The 23,444-nt window shown below is 54.5% G+C and carries 19 protein-coding genes and 1 rRNA gene; 15 read left to right on the plus strand and 5 right to left on the minus strand.

What is annotated here, in order from left to right; genetic code table 11:
* Positions 1-6: 6 nt before the first annotated feature.
* From rrf to aceK, 5 genes are all read left to right on the plus strand, one after another.
* A 5S ribosomal RNA gene (gene rrf / locus ACHH0Z_RS19680) occupies positions 7-122 on the plus strand.
* Between the two features lie 181 nt (positions 123-303).
* Positions 304-1,233, plus strand: a complete 930-nt coding sequence (gene metA, locus ACHH0Z_RS19685; protein ID WP_008503405.1) for a homoserine O-succinyltransferase — start codon at positions 304-306, stop codon at positions 1,231-1,233.
* A gap of 270 nt (positions 1,234-1,503) precedes the next feature.
* Positions 1,504-3,105 (plus strand): malate synthase A, encoded by a 1,602-nt coding sequence (gene aceB, locus ACHH0Z_RS19690; RefSeq protein ID WP_021242714.1) that lies wholly within the window; start codon positions 1,504-1,506, stop codon positions 3,103-3,105.
* 31 nt (positions 3,106-3,136) lie between these two features.
* The gene (gene aceA / locus ACHH0Z_RS19695; RefSeq protein WP_008503407.1) at positions 3,137-4,441 is read left to right on the plus strand and encodes an isocitrate lyase; all 1,305 of its coding nucleotides are present in this window, start codon (positions 3,137-3,139) and stop codon (positions 4,439-4,441) included.
* A 51-nt stretch (positions 4,442-4,492) separates the two neighbouring features.
* Positions 4,493-6,229 carry a bifunctional isocitrate dehydrogenase kinase/phosphatase gene (aceK, locus tag ACHH0Z_RS19700; RefSeq protein ID WP_045407208.1) on the plus strand — a complete coding sequence of 579 codons (1,737 nt, stop codon included), beginning with the start codon at positions 4,493-4,495 and terminating at the stop codon, positions 6,227-6,229.
* A 37-nt stretch (positions 6,230-6,266) separates the two neighbouring features.
* On the opposite strand, the gene iclR is transcribed toward aceK, so the two are convergent.
* On the minus strand, positions 6,267-7,097 hold the full coding sequence (gene iclR / locus ACHH0Z_RS19705; RefSeq protein WP_023293555.1) for a glyoxylate bypass operon transcriptional repressor IclR: 831 nt from the start codon (positions 7,095-7,097) through the stop codon (positions 6,267-6,269).
* 193 nt (positions 7,098-7,290) lie between these two features.
* Between iclR and metH the strand changes: the two genes are divergently transcribed.
* The 3 genes from metH to ACHH0Z_RS19720 all read left to right on the plus strand — a co-directional run bounded on the left by metH (position 7,291) and on the right by ACHH0Z_RS19720 (position 14,456).
* Entirely contained in the window at positions 7,291-10,974 is a 3,684-nt protein-coding gene (metH, locus tag ACHH0Z_RS19710; protein ID WP_045407210.1) for a methionine synthase, read from the plus strand.
* Positions 10,975-11,191: 217 nt separating this feature from the next.
* Positions 11,192-12,823, plus strand: coding sequence for a Na/Pi cotransporter family protein (locus tag ACHH0Z_RS19715; RefSeq protein WP_008503411.1), 1,632 nt, complete (start codon positions 11,192-11,194; stop codon positions 12,821-12,823).
* Positions 12,824-12,980: 157 nt separating this feature from the next.
* Positions 12,981-14,456: a DUF2971 domain-containing protein gene (locus ACHH0Z_RS19720; protein ID WP_045407213.1), complete on the plus strand. Its 1,476-nt coding sequence runs from the start codon at positions 12,981-12,983 to the stop codon at positions 14,454-14,456.
* Here ACHH0Z_RS19720 and ACHH0Z_RS19725 read toward each other — a convergent pair whose 3' ends face one another.
* Positions 14,457-14,627, minus strand: a complete 171-nt coding sequence (locus ACHH0Z_RS19725) for a hypothetical protein (protein ID WP_032654605.1) — start codon at positions 14,625-14,627, stop codon at positions 14,457-14,459. It abuts the gene before it with no gap.
* Between the two features lie 129 nt (positions 14,628-14,756).
* Here ACHH0Z_RS19725 and ACHH0Z_RS19730 point away from each other — a divergent pair, with 129 nt between their 5' ends.
* From ACHH0Z_RS19730 to rluF, 4 genes are all read left to right on the plus strand, one after another.
* Complete coding sequence (locus ACHH0Z_RS19730) at positions 14,757-15,119, plus strand: hypothetical protein (RefSeq protein ID WP_032654609.1); 363 nt, start codon at positions 14,757-14,759, stop codon at positions 15,117-15,119.
* Positions 15,120-15,263: 144 nt separating this feature from the next.
* On the plus strand, positions 15,264-15,614 hold the full coding sequence (locus ACHH0Z_RS19735) for a type II toxin-antitoxin system RelE/ParE family toxin (protein ID WP_045407217.1): 351 nt from the start codon (positions 15,264-15,266) through the stop codon (positions 15,612-15,614).
* 2 nt (positions 15,615-15,616) lie between these two features.
* Positions 15,617-15,955, plus strand: coding sequence for a helix-turn-helix domain-containing protein (locus ACHH0Z_RS19740; RefSeq protein WP_032655712.1), 339 nt, complete (start codon positions 15,617-15,619; stop codon positions 15,953-15,955).
* 53 nt (positions 15,956-16,008) lie between these two features.
* Positions 16,009-16,881 (plus strand): 23S rRNA pseudouridine(2604) synthase RluF, encoded by an 873-nt coding sequence (rluF, locus tag ACHH0Z_RS19745; RefSeq protein WP_008503414.1) that lies wholly within the window; start codon positions 16,009-16,011, stop codon positions 16,879-16,881.
* Here the strand turns inward: rluF and ACHH0Z_RS19750 are convergent, their stop codons facing one another.
* From ACHH0Z_RS19750 to rtcR, 3 genes are all read right to left on the minus strand, one after another.
* The gene (locus ACHH0Z_RS19750; RefSeq protein WP_014830263.1) at positions 16,882-17,154 is read right to left on the minus strand and encodes a DUF3811 domain-containing protein; all 273 of its coding nucleotides are present in this window, start codon (positions 17,152-17,154) and stop codon (positions 16,882-16,884) included.
* A 50-nt stretch (positions 17,155-17,204) separates the two neighbouring features.
* Entirely contained in the window at positions 17,205-18,149 is a 945-nt protein-coding gene (gene panS, locus ACHH0Z_RS19755) for a ketopantoate/pantoate/pantothenate transporter PanS (RefSeq protein WP_023293551.1), read from the minus strand.
* 105 nt (positions 18,150-18,254) lie between these two features.
* Complete coding sequence (rtcR, locus tag ACHH0Z_RS19760) at positions 18,255-19,829, minus strand: RNA repair transcriptional activator RtcR (protein WP_045407221.1); 1,575 nt, start codon at positions 19,827-19,829, stop codon at positions 18,255-18,257.
* Between the two features lie 441 nt (positions 19,830-20,270).
* Here rtcR and ACHH0Z_RS19765 point away from each other — a divergent pair, with 441 nt between their 5' ends.
* The 3 genes from ACHH0Z_RS19765 to ACHH0Z_RS19775 are packed head-to-tail and all read left to right on the plus strand — an operon-like array spanning position 20,271 to position 23,422.
* Positions 20,271-21,398 carry a slipin family protein gene (locus tag ACHH0Z_RS19765; RefSeq protein WP_021242723.1) on the plus strand — a complete coding sequence of 376 codons (1,128 nt, stop codon included), beginning with the start codon at positions 20,271-20,273 and terminating at the stop codon, positions 21,396-21,398.
* Positions 21,399-21,402: 4 nt separating this feature from the next.
* Positions 21,403-22,629 carry an RtcB family protein gene (locus ACHH0Z_RS19770; RefSeq protein WP_021242724.1) on the plus strand — a complete coding sequence of 409 codons (1,227 nt, stop codon included), beginning with the start codon at positions 21,403-21,405 and terminating at the stop codon, positions 22,627-22,629.
* A gap of 4 nt (positions 22,630-22,633) precedes the next feature.
* Positions 22,634-23,422 carry a nucleotidyltransferase domain-containing protein gene (locus ACHH0Z_RS19775; protein WP_045407225.1) on the plus strand — a complete coding sequence of 263 codons (789 nt, stop codon included), beginning with the start codon at positions 22,634-22,636 and terminating at the stop codon, positions 23,420-23,422.
* Positions 23,423-23,444: the final 22 nt, after the last annotated feature.

The raw sequence follows: 23,444 nt of genomic DNA on the forward strand, positions 1-23,444 counted from the left end.
AATTTGCCTGGCGGCTTTAGCGCGGTGGTCCCACCTGACCCCATGCCGAACTCAGAAGTGAAACGCCGTAGCGCCGATGGTAGTGTGGGGTCTCCCCATGTGAGAGTAGGGAACTGCCAGGCATCAATTAGAAGAACCCCGTACCGAAAGGTGCGGGGTTTTTTGCTTTTGTTTTTCTTCCTCTCCCTCTCCCTGAAACTTTCTCACCTTCGTCTTGCAGACTCGACATTCCGATCATTTCTGGGTATCGTTAGCTGTCTGGATGTCTAAACGTTTATACGTATGTTGTGAGGATATAAAGCTATGCCGATTCGGGTGCAGGACGAGCTACCAGCCGTCAATTTCTTGCGTGAAGAAAATGTCTTTGTGATGACGACTTCACGTGCGACAGGTCAGGAAATTCGCCCGCTGAAGGTGCTTATTCTCAATCTGATGCCCAAAAAGATCGAAACAGAAAACCAGTTCCTGCGTCTGCTGTCGAACTCCCCGCTGCAGGTTGATATTCAGCTGCTGCGGATCGACGCCCGTGAGTCTCGCAATACGCCTTCTGAGCACCTGAACAATTTCTACTGCAACTTTGATGACATTCAGGGTGAAAACTTCGACGGATTGATTGTGACCGGCGCGCCGCTGGGCCTGGTGGAATTTAACGATGTCGCTTACTGGCCGCAGATCAAACAGGTGCTGGAATGGGCAAAAGATCACGTCACGTCCACGCTGTTTGTCTGTTGGGCGGTACAAGCCGCACTGAATATTTTGTATGGCATCCCCAAGCAAACCCGCACTGAAAAGCTCTCCGGCGTATACGAACACCATATTCTCCATCCCCATGCGTTGCTGACGCGCGGGTTTGATGATTCTTTCCTGGCTCCGCATTCCCGCTACGCCGATTTCCCGGCCCAGCTGATTCGTGATTACACCGATCTGGAGATCCTGGCCGAAACGGAAGATGGGGACGCTTACCTGTTTGCCAGTAAAGATAAGCGCATTGCATTCGTAACCGGGCATCCTGAGTACGATCCGCACACCCTGGCGTCAGAGTATTTCCGTGATGTTGAAGCGGGTCTTAACCCGGATGTCCCTTACAACTATTTCCCGAAAGATGACCCGCAAAACAAACCGAGAGCAACCTGGCGCAGTCACGGGAATTTGCTTTTTACCAACTGGCTCAACTATTACGTCTATCAGATAACGCCATACGATCTGCGTCACATGAATCCGACGCTGGAGTAATCTTCTGCACTAAACGATCCTAAAGCGTTTCAGCTATTCAAATCAGGCACCTTCGGGTGCCTTTTTTATTTCCGAAATGTCACTCAACATTCTTTGAAACTTTAATTTCAATAAAATCAATAAATTAATAGCAATCTATAATTAAAATGGAAATTGTTTTTGATTTTAGAAAAAATAGAGATAGTCTTAATTCTGCTGAGCGAAAACTACCCAACGATCTTTCGTTCGCATCGGGGGCGTGATTTTGGATCTTTGATGAGGAGCAGAGTAATGACTCAACAGGCAACGACGGTCGATGAACTGGCCTTCACCCAGCCGTATGGCGAGCAAGAACAGCAAGTATTAACGGCAGAAGCGGTAGAGTTTCTGACTGAACTGGTGACACGCTTTACGCCGCAGCGCAATAAGCTGCTCGCGGCACGCATTCATCAGCAGCAGGAAATTGATAACGGCAAGTTGCCTGGTTTTATTTCGGAAACTGCTTCCATTCGTCGTGGCGAGTGGAAAATCCGCGGCATCCCTGAAGATTTACAGGATCGTCGCGTTGAGATCACCGGTCCGGTAGAACGCAAAATGGTGATCAACGCCATGAACGCGAACGTTAAAGTCTTTATGGCCGATTTTGAAGACTCGCTGGCGCCGGACTGGCGTAAGGTCATCGAGGGGCAAATCAACCTGCGCGACGCCGTAAACGGCACCATCAGCTATACCAATGAAGCCGGCAAAATATACCAGCTCAAACCGAACCCGGCGGTGCTGATCTGTCGCGTGCGCGGCCTGCACCTGCCCGAAAAACATGTCACCTGGCGTGGAGAAGCCATTCCAGGAAGCCTGTTTGATTTTGCACTCTATTTCTTCCACAACTACAAAGCCCTGCTGGCGAAAGGCAGCGGCCCGTATTTCTACCTGCCTAAAACGCAGGCCTGGCAGGAAGCAGCCTGGTGGAGCGAGGTCTTCAGCTATGCGGAAGATCGTTTCAACCTGCCGCGCGGCACCATCAAAGCCACCCTGCTGATTGAAACGCTGCCCGCCGTATTCCAGATGCATGAAATCCTGCATGCGCTGCGCGACCACATTGTCGGTCTGAACTGTGGACGCTGGGACTATATTTTCAGCTATATCAAAACCCTGAAAAATTATCCCGATCGCGTGCTCCCCGATCGTCAGGTTGTCACCATGGACAAACCGTTCCTGAGCGCCTATTCGCGTCTGCTGATCAAAACCTGCCACAAGCGCGGTGCCTTTGCGATGGGCGGCATGGCAGCCTTTATCCCGAGCAAAGACGCAGAGCGCAACAATCAGGTGCTCAACAAGGTGAAAGCCGACAAAGAGCTTGAAGCACGTAACGGCCACGACGGGACGTGGATCGCCCATCCGGGTTTGGCCGATACGGCGATGGAGGTCTTTAACCGCGTGCTCGGCGACAACAAAAACCAGCTGTTTGTCACCCGTGAAGACGATGCACCAATCGCAGAAGAACAGCTGCTGGCGCCGTGCGCGGGCGAACGGACGGAAGAGGGGATGCGGGCCAACATTCGCGTCGCGGTGCAGTACATCGAAGCGTGGATCTCCGGCAACGGCTGCGTGCCGATCTACGGCCTGATGGAAGATGCTGCGACGGCGGAGATCTCACGTACCTCTATCTGGCAGTGGATCCACCATCAAAAAACGCTTAGCAACGGCAAACCGGTGACCAAGACCCTGTTCCGCCAGATGCTGGCCGAAGAGATGCGGGTGATCCAGGACGAGCTGGGCGAACACCGCTTCAGCAGCGGGCGTTTTGACGACGCTGCGCGCCTGATGGAGCAAATCACCACATCAGATGACTTAATCGACTTCCTGACCCTGCCGGGCTACCGCTTCCTGGCGTAACTCACCACATAACAATATGGAGCATCTGCACATGAAAACCCGTACCCAACAAATCGAAGAATTAAAGAAAGAGTGGACACAACCTCGCTGGGAAGGCATCCGCCGCCCGTACAGCGCGGAAGACGTGGTGAAATTACGCGGCTCGGTCAATCCGGAATGTACGCTGGCGCAAAATGGCGCGGCGAAAATGTGGAAGCTGCTGCACGGTGGCTCTAAAAAGGGCTACATCAACAGCCTCGGTGCGCTGACCGGCGGTCAGGCACTGCAGCAGGCGAAGGCCGGTATTGAGGCGATTTACCTCTCCGGCTGGCAGGTCGCGGCGGACGCCAACCTGGCCTCCAGCATGTACCCGGATCAGTCGCTCTATCCGGCTAACTCCGTGCCGTCGGTCGTGGATCGGATCAACAACACCTTCCGCCGTGCGGATCAGATCCAGTGGGCGGCGGGTATTGAGCCAAACGATCCGCGCTTTATTGACTACTTCCTGCCGATCGTTGCGGATGCGGAAGCGGGCTTCGGCGGCGTGCTGAATGCCTTTGAGCTGATGAAATCGATGATTGAAGCCGGTGCAGCGGCCGTTCACTTCGAAGATCAGCTGGCGTCAGTGAAGAAGTGCGGACACATGGGCGGTAAGGTGCTGGTTCCTACACAGGAAGCGGTGCAGAAGCTGGTTGCCGCGCGTCTGGCTGCTGACGTGCTCGGCGTGCCAACGCTGGTCATTGCCCGTACCGATGCGGACGCGGCTGACCTGATCACCTCTGACTGCGATCCGTACGACAGCGAGTTCATCACCGGCGAGCGCACCAGTGAAGGCTTCTATCGTACCCACGCGGGTATCGAGCAGGCTATCAGCCGTGGTCTGGCGTACGCGCCTTACGCGGATCTGGTCTGGTGTGAAACGTCCACGCCGGATCTGGCGCTGGCGAAACGCTTCGCTGATGCTATTCATGCGAAGTACCCGGGCAAACTGCTGGCCTACAACTGCTCGCCGTCCTTCAACTGGCAGAAAAAGTTGGATGACAAAACCATCGCCAGCTTCCAGCAGCAGCTGTCCGACATGGGCTACAAATACCAGTTCATTACCCTGGCCGGTATCCACAGCATGTGGTTCAACATGTTCGACCTGGCGCACGCCTACGCGCAGGGTGAGGGCATGAAGCACTACGTTGAGAAGGTGCAGCAGCCGGAGTTTGCCGCCGGTAAAGACGGTTACACCTTCGTGTCTCACCAGCAGGAGGTGGGAACCGGCTACTTTGACAATGTGACCACGATTATTCAGGGCGGCACCTCCTCCGTCACCGCCTTAACGGGTTCAACGGAAGAAGCACAGTTCTAATCTTTTCCCCCTCTCCCCTCTCGGGGAGAGGGTTGGGGTGAGGGGGAATATATGTCGCGTGGCCTGGAATTACTGATTGCCCAAACTATTTTGCAGGGCTTCGATGCCCAGTATGGTCGTTTTCTTGAAGTGACCTCCGGCGCCCAGCAGCGCTTTGAGCATGCAGACTGGCATGCGGTTCAGCAGGCCATGAAGCAGCGTATCCATCTTTATGACCACCACGTGGGTCTGGTGGTGGAGCAGCTGCGCTGTATTACCGACGGTAAAAGTCCGGACGCGGAATTTTTACTGCGCGTAAAAGAGCATTACACCCATCTGTTACCCGACTACCCGCGCTTCGAGATTGCGGAGAGCTTTTTCAACTCCGTCTATTGCCGGTTATTTGACCACCGCTCATTATCTCCTGAGCGGTTATTTATCTTCAGCTCCCAGCCTGAACGGCGCTTTCGTACCATTCCGCGTCCGCTGGCGAAAGATTTCTTTCCCGAGCACGGATGGGAAAAGCTCCTGCATCGCGTGCTGACGGATTTGCCGCTGCGTCTGCCCTGGGAGAATAAAGCCCGGGATATCGGGTATATCCACGCCCATCTCAAAGAAGCATTCGGCGCGGAGGTGCTCAGCCACAGCCATTTGCAGGTGGCCAACGAGCTTTTCTACCGCAATAAAGCCGCCTGGCTGGTGGGCAAACTGGTTACGCCGACGGCCATCGTGCCCTTTCTGCTGCCCATTCATCGTACCGACGACGGGGAACTGTTTGTTGATACCTGCCTGACTACCAGCGCCGAGGCCAGCATCGTGTTTGGCTTCGCCCGTTCCTATTTTATGGTGTACGCTCCGCTGCCCGCCGCGCTGGTGGAGTGGCTGCGCGAGATCCTGCCGGGTAAAACCACAGCCGAGCTGTATATGGCCATTGGCTGCCAGAAGCACGCTAAAACGGAAAGCTACCGGGAATACCTGCGCTATGTCACCACGGCCGATGAGCAGTTCATCGAAGCGCCCGGCATTCGCGGCATGGTGATGCTGGTGTTTACGCTGCCGGGCTTCGACCGGGTCTTTAAGGTGATTAAGGACAGATTCGCGCCGCAGAAAGAGATGACCGCCGCGCACGTCCGCGCCTGCTACCAGCTGGTTAAAGAGCACGACCGCGTTGGGCGCATGGCGGATACCCAGGAGTTCGAAAATTTTGTGCTGGATAAGCAGCAGATCGATCCGGCGCTCATGGCGCTTTTACTGCAGGAAGCACCCGCCAAAATCACCGATCTTGGCGACAAAATCGCGATCAGCCATCTCTACATTGAACGACGCATGGTGCCGCTGAATATCTGGCTGGAGCAGTCCGACGGTCAGGCTTTAAGAGATGCGATTGAAGAATACGGCAACGCGATTCGCCAGCTTGCCGCCGCCAATATCTTCCCGGGCGATATGCTGTTCAAAAACTTCGGCGTCACCCGTCACGGACGGGTAGTGTTCTACGATTACGACGAAATTTGCTACATGACCGAGGTGAACTTCCGCGATATCCCACCGGCCCGCTACCCGGAAGATGAGCTTTCCAGCGAGCCGTGGTACAGCGTTTCGCCGGGCGATGTGTTTCCCGAAGAGTTTCGCCACTGGCTGTGCGCCGATCCGCGCATCGGGCCGCTATTCGAAGAGATGCATGCCGATCTGTTCCGCGCCAGCTACTGGCGGGGACTGCAAACGCGGATCAAAAACGGGCACGTGGAAGATGTGTACGCTTACCGCCGTAAGCAGCGGTTTTGCATCCGGTTTTCAGAGGGCATCATGTAGGCCGGGTAAGGCGAAGCCGCCACCCGGCAATGCATGCTTAACGAATCCCACCGTACGCCAGCGTGACCTCTTTCGCCGCCTTAATCACCAGCGCACCCAACTCAGTGACCCGATCGTCGGTCATACGTGAAATCGGCCCGGAAATAGAGATGGCGGCAAACGGCTCGCGGTGCTCGTCAAAAATGCAGGCTGCGATACAGCGCAGGCCGAGGGCGTGCTCCTCGTCGTCAAACGAATAGCCGCGCTTGCGGGTCAGGGCCAGGTCTTCTTTCAGATGCACCGGCGAAACCAGCGTGGCGTGGGTATAGGCATGCAGTCCTTTACGGTGCAGCAGCCCCGTCACCTGCTCCTCGGTCAGCTGCGAGAGGAACGCTTTACCCGCCCCTGAGGCATGCATCGGCAGCTTGCCGCCAATCGGCGCGGACATGCGCATCAGCTGCGTGCATTGCACCTGGTCGATGATAATCGCCTGATGGTCGCTCTGGTCGAGCACGGCCAGATTCACGGTCTCGCCCGACTCTTCCATCAATTTGCGCAGAATCGGGTGCACAATCGCCAGCAGGTTACGGCTCTGCAGGAAGCTGCTGCCCACGATAAACGCATGCGCGCCCACCGCCCAGTGCCCCAGCTCGCCTACCTGGCGGACAAAGCCCAGCTGCTGCATGGTGGTCAGCAGGCGGTGCGTCGTGGAGTTCGGCAGGCCAGCCTGCTGGGCCAGCTCCGTCAGGGCCACGCTGCTGTGCGACTCGGCTATCCACTCCAGCAGCTTCAGACCGCGCGTGAGCGATTGAACCTGTCCACCCTGCTGTGCGGCAGCGGTGGTGGCAGCAGGTTTTCTGCCGCGTTTAGCGGGAACGGTCGCGACCATGACGATCTCCTTTTTCTGTATCGTGGAAATCATTTTCGTTTTATTTGGTGATTTTGCAACCGTTATCCTGACTGATCGGAGGAGTGATAGTGAACATGTCTCATGTTACCGCTGAGCGACTTTTCCACCCTGCGAGATTGTGCCAGTATGGAACGCAGCCTTTTGGCCTTGTTGAGCGTTGTCGGGAGCAAGTGTGAGCAGCAAAGTAGAGCAACTGCGTGCGCAGTTAAATGAACGAATTCTGGTGCTGGACGGCGGCATGGGCACCATGATCCAGGGTTATCGCCTGAGCGAAGACGATTTCCGCGGCGAACGCTTCGCCGACTGGCCCTGCGACCTGAAAGGGAACAACGACCTGCTGGTGCTCAGCAAGCCGTCCGTGATCAAGGATATTCACAACGCTTACTTCGAAGCGGGTGCGGATATCGTTGAAACCAACACCTTTAACTCGACAACCATCGCCATGGCGGATTACCAGATGGAATCCCTGTCGGCGGAGATCAACTTTGAAGCCGCAAAGCTTGCGCGCGCCTGCGCCGACGAGTGGACGGCCCGCACGCCGGACAAGCCGCGCTACGTTGCCGGGGTGCTTGGCCCGACGAACCGCACCGCGTCGATTTCACCGGACGTCAACGACCCGGCGTTTCGTAATATCACCTTTGACCAGCTGGTTGTTGCCTACCGTGAATCGACCAGAGCGCTGGTGGAAGGCGGTTCCGATCTGATCCTGATTGAAACGGTATTCGACACCCTCAACGCCAAGGCCGCGATTTACGCGGTGAAAGAGGAGTTCGAGGCGCTGGGCGTTGACCTGCCGATCATGATTTCCGGCACCATCACCGATGCCTCCGGCCGTACCCTGTCCGGCCAGACCACCGAAGCGTTTTATAACTCCCTGCGCCACGCCGACGCGCTCTCCTTCGGCCTGAACTGCGCGCTGGGTCCAGATGAACTGCGCCAGTACGTGCAGGAGCTGTCGCGCATTGCGGAATGCTACGTTACCGCGCACCCGAACGCCGGTCTGCCGAACGCCTTCGGTGAATACGATCTGGATGCCGACACCATGGCGGCACAAATCCGCGAGTGGGCCGAGTCTGGATTTCTCAACATCGTCGGCGGCTGCTGCGGCACCACGCCGGAGCACATCGCCGCCATGAGCAACGCCGTGGCCGGACTGCCGCCACGCAGGCTGCCCGAGCTGCCGGTTGCCTGTCGCCTCTCGGGCCTTGAGCCGTTAACCATCGGCGACGACAGCCTGTTTGTGAACGTGGGTGAGCGTACCAACGTCACCGGCTCCGCGAAGTTCAAACGCCTGATCAAAGAAGAGAAGTACAGCGAAGCGCTGGATGTTGCCCGCCAGCAGGTTGAGAGCGGCGCGCAGATTATCGATATCAACATGGATGAGGGGATGCTCGACGCCGAAGCGGCGATGGTGCGTTTCCTCAACCTGATTGCCGGTGAGCCGGACATCGCCCGCGTGCCGATCATGATCGACTCCTCCAAATGGGAGGTGATCGAGAAGGGGCTGAAGTGCATTCAGGGTAAAGGCATCGTCAACTCTATCTCGATGAAAGAGGGCGTGGATGTCTTCATCCACCACGCGAAGCAGGTCCGCCGCTACGGAGCCGCTGTGGTGGTGATGGCTTTTGATGAAGTGGGCCAGGCCGACACCCGCGCGCGTAAAATTGAGATTTGCCGCCGCGCGTACAAAATACTGACCGAAGAGGTAGGCTTCCCGCCGGAAGACATCATCTTTGACCCGAACATCTTCGCCGTGGCGACCGGCATCGAAGAGCACAACAACTACGCCCAGGACTTTATCGGCGCGTGCGAGGACATCAAGCGCGAGCTGCCGCATGCCCTCATCTCCGGCGGCGTGTCGAACGTCTCGTTCTCGTTCCGCGGCAACGACCCGGTGCGTGAAGCGATCCACGCCGTGTTCCTCTACTACGCCATCCGCAACGGGATGGACATGGGGATCGTCAACGCCGGCCAGCTGGCGATTTATGACGACCTGCCTGCGGAGCTACGCGACGCGGTAGAAGACGTGATCCTCAACCGCCGCGACGACGCCACGGAGCGGCTGCTTGACCTGGCAGAAAAATACCGCGGCAGCAAGTCGGATGACGCAGCCAACGTTCAGCAGGCCGAGTGGCGGGCCTGGGACGTGAAAAAACGCCTGGAATATTCGCTGGTAAAAGGCATCACCGAGTTTATCGAGCAGGACACCGAAGAGGCGCGTCAGCAGTCAGCCCGGCCGATTGAAGTGATCGAAGGGCCGCTGATGGACGGCATGAACGTGGTGGGCGATCTGTTCGGCGAGGGCAAAATGTTCCTGCCGCAGGTGGTGAAATCCGCGCGCGTGATGAAGCAGGCCGTGGCGTACCTGGAGCCGTTTATCGAAGCCAGCAAAGAGAAAGGCTCCAGCAACGGCAAAATGGTCATCGCCACCGTGAAGGGCGACGTGCACGACATCGGCAAGAACATCGTCGGCGTGGTGCTGCAGTGCAATAACTACGAGATTATCGACCTTGGCGTGATGGTCCCGGCGGATAAAATCCTCAAGACCGCGCGCGAAGTGAATGCCGACCTGATTGGCCTCTCCGGGCTGATCACCCCGTCGCTGGACGAGATGGTTAACGTGGCGAAGGAGATGGAGCGTCAGGGCTTCACCATTCCGCTGCTGATTGGCGGCGCGACCACCTCCAAGGCGCACACGGCGGTGAAAATCGAGCAGAACTACAGCGGGCCGACGGTCTACGTGCAGAACGCCTCGCGCACGGTGGGCGTGGTCTCCGCGCTGCTCTCTGACACCCAGCGCGACGAGTTTGTTGAGCGCACCCGCAAAGAGTACGAAACCGTTCGCATCCAGCACGGGCGCAAGAAACCGCGCACCCCGCCCGTTTCACTCCAGGCGGCGCGCGATAACGATCTGGCGTTTGACTGGTCGAGCTATACGCCGCCGGTCGCGCATCGCCTGGGCGTTCAGGAGGTCAGTGCCAGCATCGAAACGCTGCGTAACTACATCGACTGGACGCCGTTCTTTATGACCTGGTCGCTCGCGGGCAAATATCCGCGCATCCTGGAAGATGAGGTGGTGGGCGAGGAGGCGAAACGCCTGTTTAACGATGCCAACGACATGCTCGACAGGCTGAGCGCGGAGAAAACCCTCAACCCACGCGGCGTGGTGGGGCTGTTCCCGGCCAACCGCGTGGGTGACGACATCGAAATTTACCGCGATGAAACCCGTACTCACGTGCTGGCAGTCAGCCGCCATCTGCGCCAGCAAACCGAGAAAGTGGGCTTTGCCAACTACTGCCTGGCCGATTTTGTCGCGCCGAAGCTGAGCGGTAAAGCCGACTATATTGGCGCCTTTGCGGTAACCGGCGGTCTGGAAGAAGATGCGCTGGCGGACGCGTTCGAAGCGCAGCACGATGATTACAATAAAATCATGGTGAAAGCGATCGCCGACCGCCTGGCGGAAGCCTTCGCCGAGTACCTGCACGAGCGCGTGCGTAAGGTGCACTGGGGCTACGCGGCGAACGAAAACCTCAGCAACGAGGAGCTGATCCGCGAAAACTACCAGGGGATTCGTCCGGCGCCGGGCTATCCGGCCTGCCCGGAACACACCGAAAAGGGCACGATCTGGCAACTGCTGGACGTCGAAGCCCATACCGGGATGAAGCTCACCGAGTCGTACGCCATGTGGCCGGGCGCGTCCGTCTCCGGCTGGTACTTCAGCCACCCGGACAGCAAGTACTTTGCCGTGGCGCAGCTTCAGCGCGATCAGATTGAAGATTACGCCCTGCGCAAAGGCATGAGCGTGTCAGAAGTAGAGCGCTGGCTGGCACCGAATTTAGGCTACGACGCAGACTAACGTCACTTTTCCTTACAACAAACAGGGCACCTCAAGGGTGCCTTGTCTCTTTCTTACGCTTAACCCCTTATACTGAAATAAGGTTCTATCCCTGGCACCCGGTGGCGGTGCGCTTACCGGGCCTGTGCGTAGGTCGGATAAGGCGTCGCCGTCATCCGACATGGCAACGCGCAGGGAACCTCAGGAAAACCGATAAAGATAAGGAGGAAAACCATCCGTGCTGACCCTGTTACATCTGCTCTCTGCAGTCGCACTGCTCGTATGGGGCACCCATATCGTCCGTACCGGCGTGATGCGCGTATTTGGCGCCCGTTTACGTACCGTTCTCAGCAGCAGCGTTGAGAAGAAGCCGCTCGCCTTCTGCGCAGGCATTGGCGTAACGGCACTCGTTCAGAGCAGCAACGCCACAACCCTGCTTGTCACCTCCTTTGTGGCGCAGGATCTGGTGGCGCTGGCCCCGGCGCTGGTGATTGTGCTGGGGGCTGATGTGGGTACCGCGCTGATGGCGCGTATCCTGACCTTCGATCTCTCCTGGCTGTCGCCGCTGCTGATTTTTGTCGGCGTTATCTTCTTCCTCGGCCGCAAACAGACGCGGGCCGGGCAGCTTGGTCGCGTGGGGATTGGCCTGGGGCTGATTCTGCTGGCGCTGGAGCTGATTGTGCAGGCGGTCACCCCGATTACCGAGGCCAACGGCGTGCAGGTCATCTTCGCCTCCCTGACCGGTGACATCATGCTCGACGCGCTGATTGGCGCGGTGTTTGCCATCGTCAGCTACTCCAGCCTGGCCGCCGTGCTGCTGACGGCCACGCTCACCGCCGCCGGGGCGATCTCCTTCCCGGTGGCGCTGTGTCTGGTGATCGGTGCCAACCTCGGCTCTGGCCTGCTGGCGATGCTCAATAACAGCGCCGCCAACGCCGCCGCCCGCCGCGTGGCGCTCGGTAGCCTGCTGTTTAAGCTGGTGGGCAGCCTGATTATTCTGCCCTTTATCCATCCGCTGGCGAACCTGATGGATAACCTCCCGCTGCCGAAGGCGGAGCTGGTGATCTACTTCCACGTGTTCTACAACCTGGTGCGCTGCCTGGCGATGGTCCCTTTTGCCGGGTCGATGGCCCGCTTCTGCGAGCGACTCATTCAGGACGAACCGGAGCTGGACGCCCGCCTGAAGCCAAAGCATCTGGATACCTCCGCGCTGGACACCCCGGCGCTGGCGCTGGCGAATGCCGCGCGCGAGACGCTGCGCATGGGCGACGCCATGGAAACCATGCTCGAAGGGTTGCAAAAGGTGATGCACGGCGAGCCGCGAGAGGAGAAAGAGCTGCGCAGACTGGCGGACGATATCAACGTGCTCTATACCGCCATTAAGCTTTACCTGGCCCGCATGCCGCAGGACGAGCTGGCGGAGGAGGAGTCCCGCCGCTGGGCGGAAATCATTGAGATGTCGCTCAACCTTGAGCAGGCCTCCGATATTGTTGAGCGCATGGGCAGCGAGATTGCCGATAAGTCGCTGGCCGCCCGCCGGGCGTTCTCCGTTGAAGGCTTAAAAGAGCTTGAAGCGCTGCACGAACAGCTGGTCAGCAACCTCAAGCTGGCGATGCTGGTCTTCTTCTCCAGCGACGTGCCGAGCGCGCGCCGCCTGCGCCGCAACAAGCATCGCTTCCGCATTCTTAACCGCCGCTACTCGCACGCCCACGTTGAGCGTCTGCATCAGCAGAACGTGCAGAGTATCGAAACCAGCTCACTTCACCTGGGGCTGCTGGGGGATATGAAGCGCCTTAACTCGTTGTTCTGTGCGGTGGCCTACAGCGTGATGGAACAGCCGGATGAAGATGACCAGCGGGATGAGTATTAATTTCGGGGGGGGACCGCTAATCCCAAGCCCAGCGCTTACATAACCGCTAATATTGTTTTAAGCGTTGGGTTAATAATTTCATAAAATCTGTTATTTTCTTGTAGTTTTATGTTCTTTAATATAAGCAAGAGTGATTTCTATTTAAGGAGCCCTTGGTATGGAGTTTTACAGATTTAGGAAAATCTCAAGTTTGCTGGGTGAGTTTCAAGAGCTTGAAAACAATGAGATATACTTTGCCTCCCCCGAAGAACTCAATGACCCGATGGAAGGTTATAGAGATATTTATTGGGAGGGTGATTTCATTGCGTGGAAAAATCTCTTTAGGCACTATCTTTTATGTCTCGAATGGATGTGCTCTGGCTATTTAATAGGTGGTGAGAAATGGCAGTTTTCAGAGAAAGATATACCAGTTCATCTTGGTTTTGACTTATATCCAACAGATAAATACAGAAGTCTCGTTTCTGATATTATTAATGATTTCTTTTCTGATTCTGATTTATTAAGCTTGATTAATGATATATGTAAGAGAACAACCAAGATTCGCAGGGATGAGTTATCATTTTATCTATCAAGAGTACATTTTTATGCGTTGAAGGTTATTTTTAACAACTATATTAAAAATGGAATGTACGATAAAAATAAAGCTGAATGGATTGACGATGGTCGAGGTCTTAATCTGGACGGAAATTTTATTGAATTACTAGAACAGATGATTGAGAGACATGAAGATAACGCTGATAGAATAACTTCTATATTCTTCTCATCGACTATGAGGAGTCATCAGCAGTTGAATTTAATACAAGTGCTTAACGCTGAGGAATTAAGGGGGAATAATATTTTCATCTTATTTGATTTTTATAATAAATATATTAACAACTTAAGCAAGTTAATGTATTCGGATTGGTTTACAGCATGTTTTATGAGGCAGAATACAAATTCTTCGGTCTGGGGAAATTATGGAGATAATCATACAGGCGTGTGTATGATTTTTGAAGCAATCGAAGAGGACGGTTCTTTTAAACTTCCATTTCACTGCAAAACCGGATGTTCATCATCAGGTGCTATTTGGGGGGATGTTAAAATGACGCTGCATAAGATCAATTACGAAAATGGGCTGGAGTCAACTGATTTTTTTAGAAATCAAGGTGTACTGCCGATACCTAAACTTAATGAGATGTGGTATTCGGATGATGGAGAGATGAGCTTATGTGCACAAGAAATGAACCTGGATATCGATGCATGGAGGAAAAAATATTGGGATGTCTATATTCGAGATATCACGGTAAAATCATTGGACTGGGAATATGAAAATGAATATAGGGTCATATTGCAAAGTTTTCTTCATGATTATAGCTCTAAAAATGAGAGGGCATTAAAATATGATTTTTCATGCTTAAAAGGAATTATTTTTGGTATTAAAACAAGTCTCGAGCATAAAGTGGAAATAATTAAAATTATTAGGAAGAAATGCCTAGATTCAGGAAGGGATGCATTTGATTTCTATCAGGCTTATTATTCACCTAATGAAAGAAAAATTCTCCATTACAAGCTAGGTCTTTTAAAATTCAGCCATCACACAGATTCTGATGGTGCTGAAACGGATGGTCATGCTCAGGAAACCGGTAGTCAGTAACTAGAGTATTTTCTTATTGTTCAATTCTTTTCTGATCACTCTTTTGATCCAAGCAGAAACAGAAGCGTCTCCGTCAGCGCTAACTGCCTTGAGAATAGCAACTTCCAGCTCTGGCTCAACGCGAAGAGCGATTTGTTTGTTACCTTTCTTTTTGATCTCGATTGTTGACATGTGTCTGACACCTGGGATACATTAAAAGTCACATGTAGTGTAAACCACATGTCTTACATACTCAACGAAACCCGGCAGTGCGGCAACACATACCGGGCTTCTGACCACAACATTATACGAGGTAATGCTATGGCTAATGCTGATAGTACCACTAACGCCACTTTATCGCCTTACAAACTCCCACCAGAGGCTGTATTCAATATCCCGCTTGCTGATGCAATTCGCCATCTTGATTGTGATCATCTTACATTGGAAGAAACATTGGCTCTTTCCTTTGGGTGCGAGGATAGCCTTGCAGGCTTGTATAGCACGTTGAATTTTATGGGGAACGCTCTGGTTTCGCTATCTTCAGAAAAACCAGTACAGTTTTCACCAGAGAGTATTCATCAGTTGGGCAAAAGCCTCGTTTGCTTTAGCGAGTTAATCCCTGCTCTGGTTCAGTTGGAAGCGAAAGCCGATCAGCAACTTTTTGCTTCTGAAAATATTACTTAATCCCTGAAAGCGCCTCGCAGATCCTCTCCATGAGGCGTGACCAAACTCTACTGAAAACGTAACGTCACTCCACAGGTCATAAGCAGACCTGTGGCGTGAGACAATGTAATCTTTTATGTATAAAATTTTATACAGGGATGTGGTATGCTTTCAGAAAAACCAGCAATGAGACCCATTGCATGGATGGGGAGTGCCTTCGATGATTTGCTCGGCTTCCCGGAGGAAATCCGGCGGGATGCAGGGTATCAGCTACATCGATTACAGGCTGGATTAGAGGCGGCAGACTGGAAGCCGATCTCAGAGATTGGCAAAGGCGTTGCAGAGATACGGCTACGCGGTGACACGGGCGCATACCGAATCATCTATTTGGCTCGTTATGAGGATGCTGTTTACGTACTGCATTGCTTTAAGAAGAAAACGCAGCGGACATCAGGCCATGATAAATACATAGCAAAGGCACGTTTTCAGGCGGTGCTTGATGCTCGGGGAGGGTAAAAATGGGAAGACGCGTTGATACAAAAATTCGGCATGTGACAGCTTCAGAAACGAACATTTTTGCTGAGCTGGGTTTTGAAGAAAGTGAAGCTAAACAGTTGCACGAAAGTGCCGAAAAAGAGGTTGAGCAGTTGCTTGCCATCAAGCGGCAACTGATGCAGGAAATTTCCTCGTGGATTGCGGAGAATAAACTGCGTCAGACCGACGCTGCCGCCAGGCTAAACGTCTCTCGTCCCCGCGTGTCTGATGTCGTGAACCTCAAAACAAGTAAGTTCACCCTTGATACGCTGATCATGATGTTATGTAAACTTGGAAAACCCGTCTCAGTTACCGTCGGCTAATCTTTTTTTCCAGCCCATACCTAAGGTATATTTCGCCCTTCACAGGAGAAACTATGCTGCCAACTCAATCAACCCGATTAAACAAATACATTAGCGAGAGCGGGATCTGCTCACGTCGCGAGGCGGACCGTTACATTGAACAAGGTAATGTGTTCCTCAACGGCAAGCGCGCCACGATTGGTGACCAGGTGATGCCTGGCGACGTGGTTAAAGTGAATGGTCAGCTCATCGAACCGCGTGATGCCGAAGACCTGGTGTTTATCGCGTTGAACAAACCGGTTGGGATTGTCAGCACCACGGAAGACGGTGAGCGGGACAACATCGTTGATTTCGTGAACCACAGCAGCCGTATCTTCCCGATTGGCCGTCTGGATAAAGACTCTCAGGGGCTGATTTTCCTCACCAACCACGGCGATCTGGTCAACAAGATCCTGCGTGCCGGTAACGATCACGAAAAAGAGTACATTGTTACGGTGAATAAGCCGGTCACGGACGACTTTATTCGCGGTATGGGCGCCGGTGTGCCGATCCTCGGTACCGTTACGAAAAAGTGTAAGGTGAAGAAAGAAGCGCCGTTCGCGTTCCGCATTACCCTGGTGCAGGGCTTAAACCGCCAGATCCGCCGCATGTGCGAGTACTTCGGTTATGAAGTGACGAAGCTGGAGCGCACGCGCATCATGAACGTCAGCCTGTCCGGCATTCCGCTGGGCGAATGGCGCGACTTGACGGATGACGAACTGATTGAGCTGTTCAAGCTTATCGAGAATTCCTCGTCCGAAGCGAAGCCGAAGGCCAAAGCCAAACCGAAAACCCAGGCGATTAAACGTCCGGTCGTGAAGGCGCCGCAGGCGGAAGAGAAAGGACGCGGCAAACCGGGTAACGGGAAGCGATTTACCCAGCCGGGCCGTAAAAAGAAAGGGCGCTAGCTAGCGCCTTCCACGAGTAGAGGTATTGGCCGACCAGGAAAAGGTCGTTTCAGTATCCGGCTTATAAGCCTGCTGCTTTTTCAGCTTGCGGGCTTTTTTCGCCTCGGCGTCACGCTGCGCCATCAGTTTGTCTATGTACTCTTTTTTCACCTGATTGGTTTCGGCGTTGGTCAGCGTACGGCCATGCGCGATGCGGGCGCGGTCGAGAAGCGTTTTCAGTTCGCGCTGCTCGGCTTCCGTCATGTCTTTCTGGGTCAAACGTGGTGTCGCCATTGCTGAAGCCTCCTGAGAGAGAGGCTTCAGTGTAAAGCAAGCTGAGTCAATTAACCCTGTTTCACCGCATCTTTTTTCGTTTGTTCCTCAATCGGTTTGCCGGACCAGTAGCCCGCCAGCAGCGAGCCGGAGAGGTTGTGCCAGACAGAGAACAGCGCACCCGGTAGGGCCGCCAGCGGCGAGAAGTAGATTTTGCCGAGCGCCGCCGCCAGGCCGGAGTTCTGCATCCCTACCTCGATTGCCAGCGTGCGGCAGGTCGATTCGTCGAAGCCAAACAGTTTCCCGCCCCAGTAGCCGCCCAGCAGGCCAATGGTGTTATGCAGCACCACCGCAACGATCACCACAAAGCCCACGGAAGCTATGTGCGAGGCGGAACCCGCCACCACTGCGCTGATGATCGCCAGAATACAGACCATCGAAAACGCGGGCAGGTACGGCTCAACGGCCTTCACCACGCGCGGGAACAGGTGGTGAATGACCAGCCCCAGCGCGATAGGAATTACTACAATCTGCAGAATGCTCAGCAGCATCCCCATCACGTCCACCTGAATATGCGCATCCACGTACAGGCGGGTTAACAGCGGCGTGGCAATCACGCCAACCAGCGTGGAGACGGACGAGATAGTGACGGAGAGCGCCACGTCGCCTTTCGCCAGATAGATCATGACGTTGGATGCCGTGCCGCTGGCGACGCTGCCCACCAGCACCATCCCGGCGGAGAGGTCGGGCGGCATCTTAAAGACCATCGCCAGCAGCCACGCTGCAAGCGGCATCACCAGGTAGTGGAGGAATATTCCTGCCGCGACGGGCGCAGGGCGAGACAGCACGCGCTTAAAATCGTCTACTTTCAGATGCACACCCATACCGAACATGATCAGCATCAGCAGCGTGGCGACCCACGGACCAATACCGGTGAACGTGGTGGGCGTGTAATACGCGAGTACGGAGAGCAGCAGCGCCCATAACGGGAACAGCCGCGTAATAGCGGATAACATAATGATTTCCTTGCGATGAATGTTGCGTGTGTTTGTTATAAAAAGCCGGGATCGAGCCCGGCTATAGTTATTGTTTATCGCGTAAGGAAGTAATATTCAAATGAATTATGACCGGATGCTTTCCCAGCTCAGACTAAAGCGAGCCAGATATTTGCGCAGTCGGTCGGCGTCGTTAGGATTGGCTTTTTTGAGCCGTGAAACGGCAAACAGCTCACGTCCGGCTTCAGACAACGATGCGCTGCGGCGACATACCTCCAGCACCGTTTCAAGTTGCCGCTGGTCAAAGAGGTCAATCGCCATGTCAGTTGCAGGCTGCGTCACGTCAGTTTGCCAGTCGGTCTGAAGACGTGAGATCTCCTCCAGCACCAGATCCTGAGTAATACGCCCTCGTTCCGCCAGCGTCGCCATGCGTGCGACGCTGGCGCTCAGTTCGCGAAAGTTGCCCCGCCACAGCGCTCTGCTGGAACAGGCAAAGGCCAGATAGCCTTCGCGTGCCTCTTTATCGAAGCGGATTTGCGTCTGGCTTTCGCGAGAGAAACGTTGAAGTTCGTAGTCAACATTCGGCGTGATGTCTTCTTTCCGTTGGGCAAGGCCGGGTAAGGCAAAGCTCCACATATTAATACGGGCATAGAGATCTTCACGAAAACGTCCTTCTGCCACCCACTGGCGCATATCACGGTGGGTTCCGGCGATAAGTTGAAAATCGCTGTGAACTTCTTTATCGGAGCCAAACGGGAAAAAAGTTTTTTCTTCAATGGCTTTGAGCAGCATCGCCTGTTCATCCAGGCCTAGTTCGGCAATCTCGTCGAGGAAAAGGACGCCGCCATCGGCTTCACGCAGCAGGCCGCTGCGCGCCGACAGTGCGCCGGTAAAGGCTCCTTTCACATGGCCGAACAGCGTGGACATGGCGTTATCACCGCGCAGGGTCGCGCAGTTGACGGAAACCAGTTTGCCGGAAACCTGATGGCGTGACTGCTTAAGCTGATAAATGCGGTTCGCGAGGAACGACTTGCCCGCGCCGGTGGGGCCGGTCAGCAGGATCGGGGCTGTAGAACGTAGCGCCACGCGTTCAATCTTGTCGATCAGACTGTTAAAGGTGGCGTTTCGCGTCTCAATGCCCGCTTTCAGAAATGAGATTGACTGCTGCTGCTCGCGCTGAAAACGGTTGGTAAGGGTCGTGTAGCGGCTTAAATCCAGGTCGATAATTGAGTAAGTTCCGGCTGCAGTCTCCTCAGCAGAGGCTTCTTTTCTGGCAGGGCCAGTCTGCAAAAGACTGGCGGGAAGATAGCGGGCTTCCGTCAGCAGGAACCAGCAGATCTGCGCCACATGCGTGCCGGTGGTGATGTGGACGAAATACTCTTCGCGATCGGTATCAAAAGTGTACTGGGTGGCGAAATCGAGAAACGCTGCATAAACCTCTTCGAAATCCCACGGGTCTTCAATGATTACCGTGCTGGGACGCACCTCGGTGTGGGGGGAAACCAGCACAATATCTTCCGCCAGTTGCTGAGCCATGCCGAGATCTCGCGGTTGATGTAGCAGCTCCAGCCTGTCGACCGGGAAATCCGGCTGTTGGCACAGCCCGACGGTCGGTCGCCATTTGCGAAAGCGATTAGTCCGCTTTCCCCGTTTATCCATCACGGTGCCAAGCACCCCGATCACCACCTTCCGCTTCTTCATGTTTATCCATAAAGATAATTGTCGATATAGCAGGATAAGAAATGTTGAGCCGAACGGCAATGCATGAAAAGCGTGATAAATAAAAATCATTAATTATCAATAAAATAAAAAAATAAAACGGCGATTTTTGTTTTTGGCACGCTTCTGGCAATACAGATAACGTCACGACGTTGAGCACACTGGGGGTTAAGGCCCCGTCGGCGCACCAGGAACGGCAAGGCTGTTTTCCGGGGGCGTTCCGTCAACCAATGACAGACAGAAGGGTTCGATTCCCGATTCATTCTCCCAATGAAAACTGGTTGTAAACATCAAAGTAAAAACGGGGATTGCGCAGTCAGCAATCCCAATGAAGGTCGCCGGTAATGGCGCCGGATCGCAGGCGAAAAGGCATTCCCCTGTGATTTCGTGCCTGCACCCGCGCCTGACTTTAAGGAATATAAAATGGCTAAAAAAATCACGATAAAAAAAGGTCAGTTAGGACTGGTAGCAAAAGCTGGCGATTATTACCGGGTACTGGAGGCGGGTGAACACCGTCTGGGTTGGTTCAATACTGACGACGTGCTGGTGGTGAGCCAGGATGGCAGCGAGGTGCCGGGTGCGCTGGCGGATTATCTGCGCCGCTTTCAGCCTGACTGGGTGGTACGTTACTGCCTGGCGGTCGACCTTACTGCGGATGAAATCGGGGTGTTATCGAACAACGGCGTATTGCAGGAAATTGTGCCGCCTTCGACTCGTCGTCTGTACTGGCAGCAGGATGCGGCGTTGACCCTGCAAAGAATCGATACCCGCGACGTGCGGGTGCCGGTGGACGTGATGAATGCTGCTCTGCAACCGCGTCGCAATGGCGCGCTAAAGGGGCGCGACGCGATGCTGGTCGTACAGGTACCTGCCTGGCACGTCGGGGTGGTGAAAATCGACGGAGAAATTCAGGCACTGTTACCGCCGGGACTGACGGCTTACTGGAAAATTAACCATCTGGTTGAGGCAGAGATAGTGGATACGCGCCTTCAGGTGGTGGAAGTGAGCGGGCAGGAGATCCTGACGAAGGACAAAGTTAACCTGCGCCTGAACCTGGCGGCTAACTGGCGTTACAGCGACGTGCTGCAGGCCTGCGGACAGCTTACGAAACCGCTGGAACATTTGTACCGCGAACTCCAGTTCGCACTGCGTGAGGCGGTCGGCACCCGCACGCTCGATGAGTTACTGGAAGATAAGCAGATCATTGACGAGGTGGTCAGCAAACAGGTGCAAGGCCGCCTGTCATCCTTTGGAATGGAAATTGCGTCGCTTGGGGTAAAAGATATTGTTTTACCTGGTGATATGAAAACGATTTTATCCCGTCTGGTAGAGGCCGAAAAATCGGCCCAGGCGAATGTTATTCGCCGACGTGAAGAAACGGCGGCGACACGATCGCTGTTAAACACCGCAAAGGTGATGGAGAACAACCCGGTGGCGCTGCGTTTAAAAGAGCTGGAAACCCTGGAAAGGGTCGCGGAGCGTATCGACAAAATTTCAGTATTTGGTGGCCTGGACCAGGTATTACACGGCCTTGTTAACCTGAAAGGATAACGCAATGCAACAGAATGATTTTGAATTACTGACGGCGTCAAACGGCGCCCCGATCAAAATGTGGACTCACGGCGTTCCCGTGGAGCCAGAGGCACAGGCGCAGTTACTGAATACTGCAAAGATGCCGTTTATTTTCAAACACCTTGCGGTGATGCCCGACGTTCATCTCGGTAAAGGCTCAACCATCGGCAGCGTGATTCCGACCAAAGGGGCAATCATTCCTGCGGCGGTTGGCGTGGATATTGGCTGCGGGATGATTGCCGTTCGCACGTCGCTGGTGGCCGGTGATTTGCCGGATAATCTCAGCGGTTTACGTAGCGCCATTGAACAGGCAGTACCGCATGGGAGAACCAATACCCGTTCTCGACGGGATAAAGGCGCGTGGGAAACGCCACCGAAAGAAGTGGACGATCGCTGGTGGGTGCTGGCCCCACGTTTTAAACAACTCACGGATAAATACCCACAGTTGCTGAAAACCAACAACTACCAGCATCTGGGCACGCTGGGTACCGGAAACCACTTTATTGAAATTTGCCTCGATGAGCAGCAGCGCGTCTGGGTGATGTTGCACAGCGGCTCGCGCGGCGTAGGAAACGCCATCGGTAATGTGTTTATCGCCCTGGCACAGCAGGATATGCAGCATCACCTGGGACATCTGCCGGATAAAAATCTGGCCTATTTTCAGGAGGGGAGTCGTCACTATGAGGACTACATCGAGGCGGTGGAGTGGGCGCAGGATTTTGCCCGCCACAATCGGGAAGTGATGATGTCGCGCGTGCTGGCGGCGCTCTCTCGCGAAGTGACAAAGCCCTTTATTACGCAGCAGGAGGCGGTTAACTGCCATCATAACTATGTGCAGAAAGAGCATCACTTTGGGGAAGAGGTACTGATCACGCGCAAAGGTGCGGTGTCGGCGCAGAAAGGGCAGATGGGGATTATTCCGGGCTCAATGGGCGCAAAGAGCTTCATCGTGCGTGGCCTCGGCAACGAGCAAAGCTTCTGTTCCTGCAGCCACGGCGCCGGGCGAGTGATGAGCCGAACGGCGGCAAAAAAACGCTATACCCTTAGCGACCATATTCAGGCGACCTCTCACGTAGAGTGTCGCAAAGACAATGAGGTGATCGATGAAACGCCGATGGCCTATAAAGACATTGATGCCGTGATGGCCGCGCAATCGTCGCTGGTGGAGATCGTTCACACCCTGCGTCAGGTAGTGTGTGTAAAAGGATAAAAAAATGAGCAACAACGATGTTGATAGCGCGATGCGCGCACGTGTCTGCGCGCAACTTCGCGATATAGAGCAGCGCTATAACGTGCGCGTGCTCTACGCCTGTGAATCGGGCAGCCGGGGATGGGGATTTGCCTCACCGGATAGCGATTATGATGTGCGGTTTTTGTACGTTCACCGCCCAGAATGGTATCTGCGCGTCGAATCCCAGCGGGATGTGATCGAGCTGCCGATAGATGATGAACTGGACGTTTGTGGCTGGGAATGGCGCAAGGTACTGGGCCTGCTGAAGGGGGCAAACCCGACGCTTATCGAGTGGCTGGATTCCCCTGTTGTTTATCAGGAGGATGAGACGGTAGTGGCCGAGTTGCGCGCGCTAATACCTGCGTGGTTTTCGCCATTGCGTGCCCGCTGGCATTACTACTCGATGGCCCGAAAAAACTTCCGTGGATATTTACAGGGGGAAACGGTTCGGCTGAAAAAGTACTTTTATGTTCTGCGACCTTTGCTGGCGGCGCGGTGGGTAGAAGCGGGGAAAGGCGTTCCACCGATGCGTTTTGCCGAACTGCTTGCCGGGAGCGAACTGTGTGCGCCGTTACGTGCGGAAATCGATACATTACTGGAAATAAAACAGCGCGCAGGTGAAGCGGAATATGGTCCTAAACGGCCCTTACTCCACGCTTTTTTGCAAAGTGAGCTGGTGAGAGGAGAAGTGCCGCCGGTACTACCCGACAGCAGAGAAGGAAATTTAAAAGATCTGGATTCGCTGCTGATGAGAACAGTAATGAAAAGCTAAAGAATGGCCCGGTAGTGAAAAC

Origin of the sequence: Enterobacter cloacae complex sp. 2024EL-00227, assembly GCF_043945315.1 — a bacterium.
GTDB classification, from domain to species: Bacteria; Pseudomonadota; Gammaproteobacteria; order Enterobacterales; family Enterobacteriaceae; genus Enterobacter; species Enterobacter roggenkampii.

Coding starts and splice junctions, on each gene's coding strand:
- ACHH0Z_RS19735 (WP_045407217.1), top strand. CDS start 15,264: ATGCTTTCAGAAAAACCAGCAATGAGACCCATTGCATGGATGGGGAGT.
- aceB (WP_021242714.1), top strand. CDS start 1,504: ATGACTCAACAGGCAACGACGGTCGATGAACTGGCCTTCACCCAGCCG.
- ACHH0Z_RS19770 (WP_021242724.1), top strand. CDS start 21,403: ATGCAACAGAATGATTTTGAATTACTGACGGCGTCAAACGGCGCCCCG.
- ACHH0Z_RS19775 (WP_045407225.1), top strand. CDS start 22,634: ATGAGCAACAACGATGTTGATAGCGCGATGCGCGCACGTGTCTGCGCG.
- ACHH0Z_RS19740 (WP_032655712.1), top strand. CDS start 15,617: ATGGGAAGACGCGTTGATACAAAAATTCGGCATGTGACAGCTTCAGAA.
- rluF (WP_008503414.1), top strand. CDS start 16,009: ATGCTGCCAACTCAATCAACCCGATTAAACAAATACATTAGCGAGAGC.
- rtcR (WP_045407221.1), bottom strand. CDS start 19,829: ATGAAGAAGCGGAAGGTGGTGATCGGGGTGCTTGGCACCGTGATGGAT.
- aceK (WP_045407208.1), top strand. CDS start 4,493: ATGTCGCGTGGCCTGGAATTACTGATTGCCCAAACTATTTTGCAGGGC.
- ACHH0Z_RS19720 (WP_045407213.1), top strand. CDS start 12,981: ATGGAGTTTTACAGATTTAGGAAAATCTCAAGTTTGCTGGGTGAGTTT.
- panS (WP_023293551.1), bottom strand. CDS start 18,149: ATGTTATCCGCTATTACGCGGCTGTTCCCGTTATGGGCGCTGCTGCTC.
- iclR (WP_023293555.1), bottom strand. CDS start 7,097: ATGGTCGCGACCGTTCCCGCTAAACGCGGCAGAAAACCTGCTGCCACC.
- ACHH0Z_RS19725 (WP_032654605.1), bottom strand. CDS start 14,627: ATGTCAACAATCGAGATCAAAAAGAAAGGTAACAAACAAATCGCTCTT.
- metA (WP_008503405.1), top strand. CDS start 304: ATGCCGATTCGGGTGCAGGACGAGCTACCAGCCGTCAATTTCTTGCGT.
- ACHH0Z_RS19765 (WP_021242723.1), top strand. CDS start 20,271: ATGGCTAAAAAAATCACGATAAAAAAAGGTCAGTTAGGACTGGTAGCA.
- ACHH0Z_RS19750 (WP_014830263.1), bottom strand. CDS start 17,154: ATGGCGACACCACGTTTGACCCAGAAAGACATGACGGAAGCCGAGCAG.
- ACHH0Z_RS19730 (WP_032654609.1), top strand. CDS start 14,757: ATGGCTAATGCTGATAGTACCACTAACGCCACTTTATCGCCTTACAAA.
- aceA (WP_008503407.1), top strand. CDS start 3,137: ATGAAAACCCGTACCCAACAAATCGAAGAATTAAAGAAAGAGTGGACA.